General features: G+C 39.4%; 11 protein-coding genes. All 11 read left to right on the forward strand.

The window, feature by feature from the left end:
• Positions 1 to 7 precede the first annotated feature (7 nt).
• Positions 8 to 772 carry a glycosyltransferase family 2 protein gene (locus DMP02_RS02560; protein WP_126322523.1) on the forward strand — a complete coding sequence of 255 codons (765 nt, stop codon included), beginning with the start codon at positions 8 to 10 and terminating at the stop codon, positions 770 to 772.
• Positions 773 to 781: 9 nt separating this feature from the next.
• Positions 782 to 2,008: an O-antigen ligase family protein gene (locus DMP02_RS02565; RefSeq protein WP_126322524.1), complete on the forward strand. Its 1,227-nt coding sequence runs from the start codon at positions 782 to 784 to the stop codon at positions 2,006 to 2,008.
• 157 nt (positions 2,009 to 2,165) lie between these two features.
• Positions 2,166 to 5,174: a YhdP family phospholipid transporter gene (locus DMP02_RS02570; protein WP_126322525.1), complete on the forward strand. Its 3,009-nt coding sequence runs from the start codon at positions 2,166 to 2,168 to the stop codon at positions 5,172 to 5,174.
• A gap of 242 nt (positions 5,175 to 5,416) precedes the next feature.
• Entirely contained in the window at positions 5,417 to 6,865 is a 1,449-nt protein-coding gene (gene tldD, locus DMP02_RS02575) for a metalloprotease TldD (protein ID WP_126322526.1), read from the forward strand.
• An 81-nt stretch (positions 6,866 to 6,946) separates the two neighbouring features.
• Positions 6,947 to 8,680, forward strand: a complete 1,734-nt coding sequence (gene msbA, locus DMP02_RS02580) for a lipid A export permease/ATP-binding protein MsbA (RefSeq protein WP_126322527.1) — start codon at positions 6,947 to 6,949, stop codon at positions 8,678 to 8,680.
• A 118-nt stretch (positions 8,681 to 8,798) separates the two neighbouring features.
• Positions 8,799 to 9,875 (forward strand): MraY family glycosyltransferase, encoded by a 1,077-nt coding sequence (locus tag DMP02_RS02585; protein WP_126322528.1) that lies wholly within the window; start codon positions 8,799 to 8,801, stop codon positions 9,873 to 9,875.
• A 144-nt stretch (positions 9,876 to 10,019) separates the two neighbouring features.
• A complete protein-coding gene (locus DMP02_RS02590; protein ID WP_126322529.1) occupies positions 10,020 to 10,262 on the forward strand; it encodes a hypothetical protein in 243 nt (80 codons plus the stop codon).
• A gap of 134 nt (positions 10,263 to 10,396) precedes the next feature.
• A complete protein-coding gene (gene bufB, locus DMP02_RS02595; RefSeq protein WP_126322530.1) occupies positions 10,397 to 11,239 on the forward strand; it encodes an MNIO family bufferin maturase in 843 nt (280 codons plus the stop codon).
• Positions 11,223 to 11,999 carry an HvfC/BufC N-terminal domain-containing protein gene (locus DMP02_RS02600; RefSeq protein ID WP_126322531.1) on the forward strand — a complete coding sequence of 259 codons (777 nt, stop codon included), beginning with the start codon at positions 11,223 to 11,225 and terminating at the stop codon, positions 11,997 to 11,999. The genes bufB and DMP02_RS02600 overlap by 17 nt, the downstream gene beginning before the upstream one ends.
• Complete coding sequence (locus DMP02_RS02605; RefSeq protein WP_126322532.1) at positions 11,999 to 13,651, forward strand: CTP synthase; 1,653 nt, start codon at positions 11,999 to 12,001, stop codon at positions 13,649 to 13,651. The genes DMP02_RS02600 and DMP02_RS02605 overlap by 1 nt, the downstream gene beginning before the upstream one ends.
• Before the next feature lie 49 nt (positions 13,652 to 13,700).
• Positions 13,701 to 14,573 (forward strand): ABC transporter permease, encoded by an 873-nt coding sequence (locus DMP02_RS02610; protein ID WP_126322533.1) that lies wholly within the window; start codon positions 13,701 to 13,703, stop codon positions 14,571 to 14,573.

A 14,573-nucleotide genomic window follows, 5' to 3' on the forward strand; every position in this document is an offset into this window, starting at 1 on the left:
TTTACTAATGCAATTAAGCGTCATTATTATTAGCAAAAACGCGTCTAATGATATTCGTTTTTGTCTGGAGTCTGTTAAGTGGGCCGATGAAATTATCGTATTGGATTCAGGCAGTACAGATAATACACGGGAAATTTGTTCAGAATATACCTCAAACGTTTTCTCCGTTGATTGGCCTGGATTTGGGGTGCAAAAAAATCGTGCCTTGGCCAAAGCACAAGGAAAGTGGGTTTTATCGATTGATTCGGATGAAGTATTGAGTGAGGCGTTAACCGTTGAAATAAAACAGATTATTTCTAACTCAAACATTTGTCAGGATGCCTATAGTATAAAACGAGTTTCCTATTTTTGTGGAAAAAAAATTCATTATGGTGATTGGGGCAACGATAGAGTCGTGCGTTTATTTAAAAACCATGTAAAGATTCAATTTAATCCCGTGCCGGTTCATGAAAAAGTCGTCAATTATCATTATCTAGGCTATCTGAAACATTTTATTTTTCACCAGACCACTAAAAGCATCAGCCAAATGCTGGTTAAGTTAGATAATTATTCAACCTCCGGTGCGCAGCTTGCGTACCAACGTGGTAAAAAATCCAGCATGCTTAAGGCATGCTTGCATGGTTTATGGTGTTTTATACGTGGTTATATCATACGCCTAGGTTTTCTGGATGGGCGAGAAGGATTTATATTGGCTGTTTCCAATGCCATGGGCGTTTTTTATCGTTATGTAAAAATAATTTATTTATATCAAGCACAATCTAAAGAATTATAGGAAATATTCATGTCTGCTAGTACCATTGCTACTAAGATATCGGGTCTTAAGAATAGTTTTAAACATTTAAGTCAAATTTTTGTAATTATTGCTGCTTTTGCTTTACCGTTGTCAACGGCGGTACTGGAAGTTTTTTTTATCGCCAGCGTTATGTGTTGTATTCTTGCAGGGGATTGGAAAAAGCACGCTGAGGTATTACGTACTAATCGTATGGCGTTGATGTTTCTTGTTTTTTTTGCTTTATTTATAGTGTGTATTAGCTATAGCGTTGCCTCATGGTCAGAAGAGCTATATATCTTAAGTAAATATAGTAAATTTCTTTTAGGATTCTTTTTATTTTCAGTTTTTAGCGATGAAAAAACACGTTACTATGCGTTTTTTTCTTTTCTATGCGCGGCAACCCTAACTTTATTACTTTCTTATCTTAAGTTTTTTGGTTGGGATATTTTGCATCGCTTTAGTGGTGATTCAGGGGTTTTTAAAGATCATATATTTACCGGATTTTTGTTAGCTTTTACCAGTTACGCCTATGCTTTACTCGCATTTTCAAATAAAAAATGGCGTTTAGTTTTTACGGTGTTATTTTTACTCGCATCATTCAACGTATTATTTATTAATCTAGGCCGATCAGGGTATGTTGTTTTTTTCAGTTTGCTTTTATTGTTAAGCTGGCAGAAGTTTTCCTGGAAGGGATTTAGTGTAGCTGTATTGCTGTCTATTTTTTTATTAGGCGGTACATTGTTGTTGCCATCAAATTTTAAAGATCGTTTTTTTACCGTACACAAAGAAATTCAACAATATGATAAAGGAAAAGAGGACACCTCAACCGGTCTGCGTTTAAGCTTTTATAAAAACAGTTTGCAGTTATTCTTCAAACACCCTTGGATAGGCACAGGCACAGGCAGTTTTGCTAAGGCCTATGCTTCAGTCGCTAAAGAGAATGAATGGCTAACAAAAAATCCGCATAATGAATATTTGAATATCGCTGTTCAATTTGGGTTATTAGGTCTCATCGTGTTATTAGCTTTGTTTATATCGCATTGGCAGCAAAGTTTTAGGTTGCCTTGGGTTGCAAAAAATTTTGCGCAAGCGGTAGTCGTCTCTATAGCAGTAGGTTGTTTATTTAATTCCTGGTTGCTGGATGTAACTCAGGGAACTTTCTATGTGTTATTTACGGCATTGTTATTTAGTCGTGCTTCTGATAACTGTTTAGAATTTGAGCAGGGAATAGGCTAAAAGGTCTAATTTTAATAAGATTACTCGCTTAATAAGGTATTTTTAAAAAATACCTTATCTGTGTTAGATTGAGTATTCGGTTTTTCCTCAACATTTTCTACACTAGCGTTGAGACTAGATTCCATAGTTAAAGCGTCATCATTTTATTGTGGTTCGCATGAAACATTTGTTTTTTTCACTCTCTCGTTTCGCGGTAGTTTTTTTAAGCAGTAGTTTGGTTTTTTTTGCGCTGCTTGTTGTTACGGGTCGACTTTTAACGCCTTTTTTAAATCATCAAACACAAGCCATCGAGCAGTTTACGGCTGATTTATTGCATAAACCGGTACAGGTCAAACAATTCTCAGTAATTTGGCGGGGGTTGCTGCCTATTTTACAGGGCGAAGACGTGATTATTTGGAATGATTCACGTACACAGCCCCTATTGCAGGTAAAACAATTAGATGTGGGTATTAATCTTGTAAAAACACTTTTAACAGGCAGTATTAAATTAGGTGAAGTGAGGGGTTTAGGCGCTGAGCTAGCGATTCATCAAACAAAAGATAATCAATTCATCGTAAATGGATTTAATACCGCCTTGGCTCAACCTGAGAAGGATCAACCTAATAGCATTAATGCGCTTTTAGGATGGTTATTAGAGCCACAATTAAGTTTGCAAAATATAAAATTAAGCTATTATCCGGTATCGGGTGAAAAATGGCCTGAGATGCAATTGAGTGCGGCGATAGAAAATAAGAATAATCATCATTATTTAAGCGCACAATTACAATTTATAGGAACAGCACAACCAGAAAATTTAACACTAATTGCTGATATGACGGGATCAGTAGAACCATCGCTAAATAATCTAAAAGGTCAGTTTTATCTGGAAGGACATTCTGTTTTGCTCGATAGATGGATCGCTTTAGTCACAAAAAAATATACGCTTCAACAAGGCGTGGCTAATTTCAAGCTTTGGTCAGATTGGCAGCAAGCGCATTTTACTAAAATACAGGCTTTAGTCGCGCATACTGAAAACAGCGTTATACAGATTGCCAAGGAACCGCCGCTTACTTTAATGCCTTTTTCTGCCAATATAGAATGGCAGTCAGCATCCGATAACAGCTGGGCTGTTAATGCCATTGTAAGAAACTTCGGTTTTTTAGCGTGGAAAAAAATACCAGGCGTTAAAGGATTAAATGCGTATGCTCACGTCACGCCGAATTCGGGAAATTTTACTGCACATTCAAGAAATTTAGATGTAGATTTTAAAAAGTTATTCAAAGCGCCTATTCACCTGGATGATTTATACAGTGAGTTAAATTGGCAACGCAAAACGGATGCTACCTTAATAAAAGTAACAAAATTTTCTGCTGTTAATGCCGATGCGTCGGCGAATGGGCAAATGGGTTTATTAATACCAGCGAACAATGCAACGCCCATCATTAATTTGTTAGCACATGTTAAAACCAAGCGACCTTCTCAAATTGGCTCTTATTTACTACTACCGTTTGTAGGGCATGAATTAGTGCAATGGTTAGATAGCGCTATTATAAAAGGTAAAGGCGATGGTAGTGTCATACTACAAGGATCCCTTTCTGAGTTTCCCTTTGACAAAAATGACGGTACTTTTTTAATTGATACACAGATTCATAATGCCGAATTGCATTATGAATCAGATTGGCCAAATTTGCAGAATATCAATGGTGAACTGGTTTTTTCAGGACGTCAAATGCAGATGGTGGTGGATTCTGCAGAAATTTTTGGTGTCGATTTAAAAGATATTCGCGCAAATATCCCATTGATTAAAACGCATGTGCAAGCCATGTTGCATATTGCAACAGACACCATTAATACGCAATTAGAAAAAGGCTTGGATTTTCTGCAAGCAACACCCTTGGCAAAAGAGCTGGGTGGCTTATCGAGCTTAGAGTTGACAGGACCTTTAAAGCTGGCGTTGCAGCTAACTGTTCCATTGGAATCAGGAAAAGAAAAATTAAAAGTAGCGGGTACGGGCATAACACAAAACGCCAAAGCTAATATTCCTTCACATAATATTCAAATTGATGATTTAAAAGGCCAATTTTCTGTGTCTGAAACGAGTGTGCAAGCGCAAAATTTAATGGGCGTACTCTGGAATAAACCGATTAACATCGGTATTCGATCGGTGCCTAAAACGCAGTTAGTCATTAACTACGATGGTATTGATACGGTATTGAGTCCGGAAGGGCAAGGTTGGCGATTTTCCGTTAATAATAAACTAGCTAAGGGCAGCATCTTAATTCCTAATAATAAAGAGCAGGCTATAGAAGCTAACTTTGATTCGCTGGTTTTAAATTCAGAGTCATCTGCACAGAGTGAGTGGAGTTTTAAACAAATTCCAGCGATTAACTTGATTGCTAAGGATGTTCGTTATAATAAAATGGATTTTGGCAAAGTGCAGTTAAAATTACGTCCCGTTTTAGCAGGTATTGCCATTAGAGGATTACAAGCAGGCAATGCGAGTTATCATCTAATAGCGAATGGTGTTTGGCATAGACAAGAAAACAAAAAAACCGAATTCATCGGACAGTTAGATAGTCCTGATTTAAGCAGTTTTTTACGTAGTTGGGGGTTACCCGCTAGCCTTACAGCCGAGCAAGCGCATATTCGATTCAATTTGCAATGGTCCGGTGCACCCTATGAGATCAATCTTGCGAAACTACAGGGTAGTTTTTCTTTTAATGCGGCAAATGGCCAGATCGTCGATATTGGATCCAGTGCAGAAGCTAAGCTCGGTTTTGGTCGATTACTAACTTTTTTAAGTTTACAAAGTTTAGGTAAACGTTTGCAGTTAGATTTTAGTGATTTGCAGGCAAAGGGTTTTGATTTTACGAGTATGCAGGGACACTTTAATTTAAGGGCTGGGAATGCGATTACACGTGATCTCACCATCGAAGGGCCTGTTGCAGCGATTAGTATTATGGGTCGTGTTGGATTGCAGGCCAAAGATTATGACCTAAGGATTAAGGTATTGCCGCATTTTACATCCAGTTTACCTGTTATCGTCGGTTTAGCCGGTGGCCCTATTGCAGGAGCTATTACGTGGGTTGCTAATGCAGTATTAGGTTCTACCGTGCAGAAAATTGCTGAGACAAGTTATCATATAACGGGATCGTGGGCTAAACCAAACATTCAAAAAAATACTTAATTTTATAGCATTGACACTTCATCGTCATTGCGAGCGCCATAGGCGCGCGGCAATCTAGGAATTAAATAGACTGGATGGCCACGCTCATTTTATTCGCTCGCCATGACGAGTTATATTTTACTTAATTTAAAATTTAATAATGAGTGTTAATAACATTTTAAAAAATAGCATATATGTTGTTTTAAAGTTAGCTTTTATGCGTATGAATTGCATCCTATCGCTGGCTACGATAGGATGTAATGATGACCAAAAATAATCTTATACTTGCCCGCCAAGTTTTATTAGAGCCAGCGGGTCTTACTGAAAATCAACTACAAACCGTTCTAAGTCAGCTACTCAGTCCAGCAGTGGACATGGCCGATCTCTATTTTCAAGCGACGCAATCAGAGAGTTGGGTACTAGAAGATCGAATCATTAAAAATGGTAGCTTTAATATTGAACGGGGCGTGGGTGTGCGCGCGATTAGCGGTGAAAAAACCGGCTTCGCTTATTCAGATGATATCATCTTACCGGCATTACAGTCAGCTGCTAAAATGGCAGCAAGTATTGCGGGAAGGGGGCAGCATGGGCATATGAATGCTTGGCAGAAGAAACCCTTAGTCAATCCCTTATACCAACCTATTGACCCCATTTTATCCTTGAATGAGCGTGAAAAATTAGACCTATTGCGACAAGTGGATGAAGCGGCACGGGCGATGGATCCGCGGGTACAACAAGTTAATGTGAGCTTAGTGGGTGAACAAGAGACCATACTTGTATTCAATAGCGATGGCTCGATGTCAGCGGATATTCGGCCTTTAGTTCGTTTAAATGTCAGTGTGATTGCTGAAGAAAAAGGTCAACGCGAACAAGGATTTGCCGGTGGCGGAGGGCGAACCGATTATCATTATTTTATGCGCGATAATATTGCTATTGATTTAGCTAAAGAAGCGGTTCGACAAGCCATTTTAAATTTAGAAGCGGTGCCAGCGCCCGCTGGTACGATGCCGGTGGTATTAGGACCGGGGTGGCCGGGTGTTCTATTGCACGAAGCGGTAGGTCATGGTTTAGAAGGTGATTTCAATCGAAAAGGAAGTTCTGCGTTTACAGGTCGGGTTGGCCAGCGCGTTGCTTCACCGGGTTGTACCGTGGTAGATGATGGCACATTACCGAACCGACGTGGCTCGCTCACGATTGATGATGAAGGAACGCCTACTCAGCGAACGATACTGATTGAAAAAGGTATTTTGAAAGGCTACATGCAAGATAAACTCAATGCTCGCTTGATGGGAACGCAATCTACCGGTAATGGACGTCGAGAATCCTATGCCTGTCTTCCTATGCCTAGAATGACCAATACTTATATGTTACCGGGTCCTTATGCACCGGAAGAGATTATTGCTTCTGTTGATAAAGGTCTGTATGCCGTGAATTTTTCCGGAGGGCAGGTTGATATTACCTCAGGTAAATTTGTATTTTCGGCTTGCGAAGCTTATTTGATTGAGAATGGTCGAATAACGCGTCCTGTTAAAGGGGCCACCTTAATTGGCAATGGACCAGAAGTGTTAAATCAGGTTTCTATGATAGGCAATGATCTAAAACTTGATAGTGGCATTGGTAGTTGTGGAAAAGAGGGGCAAAGTGTTCCTGTTGGCGTGGGACAACCTACTTTGAAGATAGATAGTTTAACCGTAGGTGGTACCGCAACTTAACGTTAGCTTCATAGCACTTGAATTTTCGACAACACAGACGAAAGTTCAAGTGCGAAGAGTCTAGAAAACTATTTCAACACTATGACAAAATCCATCTCTCATCTTTATACATACCGTCGTTTATTGGGTTATCTACAACGTAACTGGGGATGGTTTCTATTAGGGATAATAGGCACTGTTTTTTTAGCCGGTACCGACGCAGGTCTGATTTGGTTCTTAAAACCTTTATTAAATAAAGGTTTTGTTGATAAAGATATGCATTTTATACGTTATTTGCCGATCATTTTAGTGGTTGCGTTTATTGTACGCGGGCTTGCTAATTTTTCTTCAGGTTATTGCTTAGCGCGGGTTGCTAGAAGTACCGTCATGCATATTCGGCAAGAAGTTTTAGCAAAACTGTTACGTTTGCCGGCTACTTTTTATGATAATACAACGTCCGGCCAATTACTTTCGACGATTATTTATAATGTTGAGCAAATAGCCAATGCAAGCACCAATTCATTAATTACCTTAGTGCAAGAAAGTGCATTCATTATTGGTTTAGTCATTATTATGTTAACGGCAAGTTGGCAATTGAGTTTGCTTTTTTTTGTTGCGGTGCCTACGATGATTTGGATTGCGCGTTATTCGAGTCGCCGTATGCGTACCTTAAATAAAGCGGTACAAGATTCCATGAGTGAGTTAACGCAAGTTGCTGAAGAAGTTATCGATGGCTATAAAGTAATTCGCACCTTTGGTGGGGAAAATTATGAAACCACAAAATTTAATAGTTTATTAGGACGAAACCGCTTTCGTGAATTAAAAGTGGTGGTAACGAGTTCCTTAGCTAGTTCAGCGGTGCAGCTTATTGCAGGAGGAATTGTGGTGATTACAATTTATCTTGCAACCTCACATTTGACGCATATTACAGCGGGGGGATTTGCCTCCATGGTGACGGCGATGTTGCTTTTATTAAAGCCTATGCGCAATTTAGCGGCGGTTAATAACGTTATTCAACGTGGTGTGTCAGCAGCGAGTAGTATTTTTGCTTTACTCGATGAAAAGCCAGAACGTGATGAAGGAACGCATACCTTATCGACAGTAAAAGGTGCGTTAGAATTTCGGGATGTTAATTTTTCTTATTTGCAAAACCAGGTTGTTTTAGCAGGGATTAGTTTTAAAGTTAATCCAGGTGAAACGATTGCCATCGTAGGGCGTTCTGGTAGCGGGAAATCTACCTTAGTTAATTTATTACCACGTTTTTATGATCACTACACTGGAAAAATTCTGCTGGATGGTATTGATATTCGTGAATTAAAACTCAGTGATTTACGTACCCAATTTGCTTTTGTTTCTCAGCACGTCACCTTATTTAATGATACTATTGCGCATAATATTGCTTATGGTCAATTAAGTAGTGTGAGTGAATCTATGATTAGACGTGCTGCAACAGCAGCGCATGCCATGGAATTTATTCAGCAATTGCCTGAAGGGTTGAGCACTTTAATCGGTGAAAATGGTGTGCTACTATCTGGCGGTCAACGGCAACGGATTGCAATTGCACGTGCGTTACTTAAAAATGCACCCTTTCTAATTTTAGATGAAGCGACTTCTGCTTTAGATACCGAAGCAGAACGACATATACAAGCAGCATTAGAAGAGCTCATGCACAATCGTACGACTTTAGTGATTGCACACCGACTTTCTACCGTAGAAAAAGCTAGTAAAATTTTAGTGTTGGATGCGGGGTGCATCGTTGAAACCGGTACACATCAAGAATTACTCGCAAGAAATGGTTATTATGCCAAGCTTTATAGTATGCAGTTTGCAGTTTAGTAGACTTCTTGTGAGAGTACTTTCTGAGAGTGTCTGCATCAAAAATGCATTTAATTAATAATGCATTTAATTAATCATGAAAGTGTTATAAATTATAAAGTACAAAGGATTGCTAGTCGTGTTTCATTTATTCTCAGCAACTATCGCCTTTTTCACCACAGTATTCTGCATTTTTTTACTTAAGCCTTTAGCGCTACGCCTTGGTTTGATTGATGTGCCAAATGATCGAAAACAGCATCAACATCATACGCCATTAATAGGCGGTTTAGCGATGTTTATAGGCTTTTTGGTAGCACTATTAACCTTGCCGATTTCTTTGCAGCACTATCGCAGTTTTATTGCGGGATCCGCCTTGTTGGTGTTTGTTGGGCTGCTAGATGATTTTCATGAGCTTTCACCCAGAAGCCGCTTTTTAGCACAAATTTTTGCATTATTACTGATGTTTTTTTGGGGTGGGATCAAGTTAACACATTTAGGTGATTTAATTTTTTATAAACCCATCGGTTTAGGCATTTATAGTCTTCCAGTGACGCTTATAGCCGGTTTGGGCATTATCAATGCGATTAATATGACGGATGGTGTTGATGGTTTGGCGGGGACATTGGTACTAACCGAATTAACCTTATTAATAGTTTGCACTGTCATAAAGGGGCAGTTTTTATCGCTGTCTATTTTATTATTAATTGCGGCAACGGTTTTAGCTTTTTTAATGTTTAATTTTCGATTACCGCGTCGTTTGCATGCGCAAGTTTTTATGGGTGATGCAGGGAGTATGTTTTTAGGCTTTGCTTTAGTTTGGTTTTTAATTGAACTTTCGCAATCCGGATCGCAAGCCGTCAGGCCGGTTACGATGTTATGGATTACGGGTTTGCCTTTATTTGATACAACGGCGGTTATGCTTTATAGAGCGAGCAAAAAGCAATCAATTTTTTCTTCTGATAGACAACATTTACACCATTTGTTAGTCGAATTAAATATGACATCTGCGCAAATAAGTATCAGCTTAGGTGCCAGCAATTTAGCATTAGGGCTGCTTGGTGTATTGGCTGATCATTACCAATGGGCAGAAGGAGTAGTGTTTATTGGATTTATCATTCTTTTTGTATTGTATTTTATAAGTCTATTTTATTTGCGATATAAGCTTTCTCAAAAGAAAAATAGTGTAGTTTTTGCGCGTTTATTGAGTGAAAATTAAAAAATACTTGCATTCTTTTGCAATTATGTATAAAAACTAAGTTGTTACTAGATGTTGCAGCGTGCGCTTCTAGCACGATGGATTTTAGTAACAGAAAAATTTTTCTTAATCCATTTTTATTACAGGGGATAGATGATCATGATCATGAAAAAGACTGGTCTCGTTATTGCTGCCGCTGCTGCTGCTATGATTCTTTCTGGTTGTGCTACAGGCGCACGTAATATACCTGAAAATTCGCCAATTTGTGAAACACCTTGTGCAGCACCCTGCAACACATGTAAATGTATGAGCAGTTGTAAATCCGCCTGCCCAACCAAAAAACATAAAAGACATAAAAAACACCGCCGTTGCAGTGCAGAAAATACACAAACACAAATGAGTGCATAAAAATTAATTTATAGTTTGTTTATGGCTTTCCATTAACAAACAGTGTGTGTACAATAAAGCCGCGTACAAACTACGCGGCTTTTTTTATGTCATTCGATGGGAATAAAAACTTTTTAGTAGGTTAAATTGTTAAGATGGATGAAGTTTTTCTTGGCTTCGGTCTTGGTTTACGCGCACCCCATTACTCCACTATTCTAGAAAGCCGTCCTAAAGTGGATTGGTTTGAAGCGATTACCGAAGATTATTTAGTGCCAGGTGGTCGACCACTTTACTACCTTAATCGTATACGTGAACACTATCCATTGGTTATGCATGGCGTGTCGCTGTCTATAGGCAGTGGTGACGGTATTAATTTTGAGTACTTAAAAAAAGTAAAAGCATTGGCGGCTTCTATACAACCGGCTTGGATATCCGATCATTTGTGTTGGACAGGTATTCAAGGGCTCAATATGCATGATCTTTTGCCGCTTCCCTATACTGAAGAAAGCTTAAATCATGTCGTAAATAAAATTAAAAAAGTACAGGACTTTTTAGGAAGGCAAATATTATTAGAAAATGTATCGAGCTATATTGAATATCAAGCATCGATGATGAAAGAGTGGGATTTTTTAGCCGCTATCGCAGAACAAGCGGATTGTTTTATTTTATTAGATATTAATAATATTTATGTTAGTTCGATTAATCACCAATTTAATCCTTTAGATTATTTAAATGCGATTCCAGCGCATCGTGTGCGCCAATTTCATTTAGCGGGTCATAAAAACTGCGGAACTCATATTATCGATACGCATGATGCGCCTATTATTGATTCCGTTTGGTCACTGTATGCGGCGGCTGTGCGTCGATTTGCTAAGGTGTCTACGATGATCGAACGTGATGATAATATTCCCGCCTTATCCGAATTATTAACCGAGTTGCAGCAAGCCAGACAAATCGCCGAAACCGTATGGAAAGAAGAAGATGTCTTCATTAGTTAGTCTACAAGAGGCGTTGCAGCGCCATTTGCTTGAGGATGATGAACAGATTGCCAATGAGTTAGTGTCGCCACGACAAGGCGGCCTGGTTGAGCGTTTGGCGGTCTATGCGGATGGCTATCGTTGGCGGCTTATCGATGCGCTACAGAAAGAGTACGCACTCTTGCATCACTACTTAGGTGATGATGCTTTTACGGAGCTAGCAGATACCTATATTGATGAAAATCCATCGCGTTTTTACTCTATTAGTGATTTTACTAAGCAGCTTCCCGAGTTTTTGCTTAAGTATCGACCACAGCAGGGTTATTTGAGTGAATTAGCTCAAATTATTAGCGCTTTAAGTCTGAGTTTAGAGGCAGCCGATGTGCCATTTTTAGACCAAGCGGCCTTGGCTAAAATACCTGTACAAAATTGGCCTTCACTGTGTTTTAAATTTCATCCCTCACTGCACTATTTCTCATTTCAGTGGAATACGTTTGCACTCTGGAAAGCACTGGTGAAAAAAACAGCGTATCCTACGCTGATAAGGCAAAATTCGTATTGCATTGTTTGGCGCAAGGAATTACAGTCTTATGCTAATAGTTTGGCAGAATCAGAGGCGGCCGTTTTTGCCGCCTTCTCTGCAGGTGCTTGTTTTGAAGAGGTATGTGAGCGCGTTTGTGCGCGTGGTTTAGTGGGCGAGACTGAAGCCGCTGCCTTACTGGCGAATTGTTTAACACGATGGCTCAATGATCATTTGATTTCGGAGGTTTATATCCCTTAATGACAACACGGTATATTTTTATCACAGGTGGCGTGGTCTCTTCTTTAGGGAAGGGTATTGCGGCGGCGTCTTTAGGGGCTATTTTAGAATCGAGGGGTCTTAAAGTTAGCCTACTTAAACTGGATCCTTATTTAAATCTTGATCCGGGGACGATGAGTCCTTATCAGCATGGCGAGGTGTTTGTCACTGAAGACGGGGCTGAGACCGATCTCGATCTGGGTCATTACGAGCGTTTTGTGCGCGCTAAAATGACGCGAAATAATAATTTTACCGCGGGTCAAATTTATGCGCGTGTGCTGCGTAAAGAGCGCCGTGGTGACTATTTAGGGGGCACGGTACAGGTCATACCGCATGTTACGGATGAAATAAAGCAGGCCATTGTTAAGGGTGCGGACGATGCAGATATTGCGTTAGTTGAGATTGGTGGAACGGTCGGTGATATGGAATCACTGCCATTTTTAGAAGCGATACGTCAATTGCGTATTGAGTTGGGAAATCAGCAAACCTTATTTATTCATTTAACCTGGGTGCCTTATATAGGCACAGCCGGTGAAATTAAAACCAAGCCTACTCAACACTCGACTAAAGAACTCGGTTCGTTTGGTATACAAGCGGATATGTTGATTTGTCGTTCAGAAAAAGAACTGCCAGAACATGCACGGGAAAAAATTGCTTTATATACTAATGTAGGAGCGGGTGTTATTTCATTACCGGATGTGGATAACATTTATCGCGTACCTCTACTATTGCATGAGCAAGGATTGGACGAAATGGTGCTGAAGCGATTTGGCCTAAATTATCCGCCAGCCGATCTAAAGGCATGGGAAGAAGTCGTTGCGGCCCAAAAAAATCCTACTGCCGAAGTGAAAGTAGGTATGGTTGGCAAGTATATGGGCTTAGCAGATTCTTATAAATCCTTAAGTGAAGCCTTAATTCATGCGGGTATTAAAACACACACCTATGTGAATATTGTGTATATCGATGCAGAAGCTTTAGAGCAACACGGTACTAAATTATTAGAACCTTTAGACGCTATTTTGGTTCCAGGAGGATTCGGTAAGCGCGGCATTGATGGGAAAATCATGGCAGCACAATACGCACGTGAAAATAACGTACCTTATCTTGGAATTTGCTTGGGCATGCAAACCGCACTGATAGAATTTGCGCGTCATGTGGGGCTAAAAGCTGCACACAGTACGGAGTTTGATGATCAAACGCCTTATCCGGTGGTTGCTTTAGTAACTGAGTGGGTGACACCAGAAGGACGGCGTGAAAAACGTGACAAAGACTCTGATTTGGGTGGTACCATGCGCTTAGGTGGACAAACCTGTTGCTTGGTAGAAGGGAGTAAAGCCAGAACTTTATATGGAAAGGACAGTGTTATTGAGCGTCATAGACATCGTTATGAAGTAAATGATCAATTGTTACCTAAATTAGAAGAAAATGGTTTAATTGTTTCGGGTCGTTCAGCGGATGGCAATTTAGTAGAAATGATTGAACTAAAAGATCATTCCTGGTTTATTGGTTGTCAGTTTCATCCTGAATTTACTTCAAATCCGCGTGATGGACATCCGTTATTTGTTAGTTTTGTTGAAGCTGCACGGTCGCAACATGCTCAAACATTGCATGCAGATAAAGTTATTTCAACTTAGCAATTTAGTAATATAAATTCTATTTATAAATAGGGTGGACAGATAATAAATGGATGGTATAAACGAAGAGGTATTTCTAGAAAACACGCTGTTGCAAAATAATGACAACGTTGCTCCGGTAATACCGTTTAATTCAAAATATCGTCTCGCGCTAGCTGATATTTGTGATGGATTAAAGCAGTGGCGTATTTGGTTGTTACTTGCCTGGCAAGAGGTTAAGCTTCGCTATCGTCGTTCAACTTTAGGTCCTTTTTGGATCACGCTCAGTATGGCCATTACGATCTATACCATGGGATTGTTATATGGGCACTTGTTTAAAATGGATTTATCTCAATATTACCCTTTTTTGGCCTGCGGTATTTTAGGCTGGGGTCTTATTTCATCTTTACTGACAGAAAGTACCAATATATTTGTTGAGTCAGAGCAGTTTATTAAGCAAATAAAGCAACCTTATTCCCTGTTTATTTTTAAAAATGTAACGCGATCATTCATTATTTTTTTGCATCACATCATTATCCTTGTTCCTATCTTCATTTTCTTTAATGTTAAAATTAATGTTTATTCCCTATTTTTTTTATTCAGCTTAACCGTCATTTGGCTCAATGCAGTGACTTATGGTGTGATGTTAGCTATCTTAGGCACCCGTTTTAGGGATATTGTGCAATTAGTGAATAGCTTGATACAAGTCATCTTTTTTTTGACACCTATTATTTGGTTGCCAAGTGTATTACCCGATCGGTATCAGTATATTATTCAACTCAATCCTTTCGCACAATTTATGGAATTATTGCGGAACCCTCTATTAGGTAGCCTTCCTTCACACTATACGCTCTTTTTCACGCTATTTATAACCTTACTCGGTTTAAGTGCAGCGTTTATGCTCTTTGCGCGTTGCCGCGCTAGAATTGCTTATTGGCTATAA

It is taken from the genome of Candidatus Rickettsiella viridis, from assembly GCF_003966755.1.
In the GTDB taxonomy this organism is placed as follows: Bacteria; Pseudomonadota; Gammaproteobacteria; order Diplorickettsiales; family Diplorickettsiaceae; genus Rickettsiella_B; species Rickettsiella_B viridis.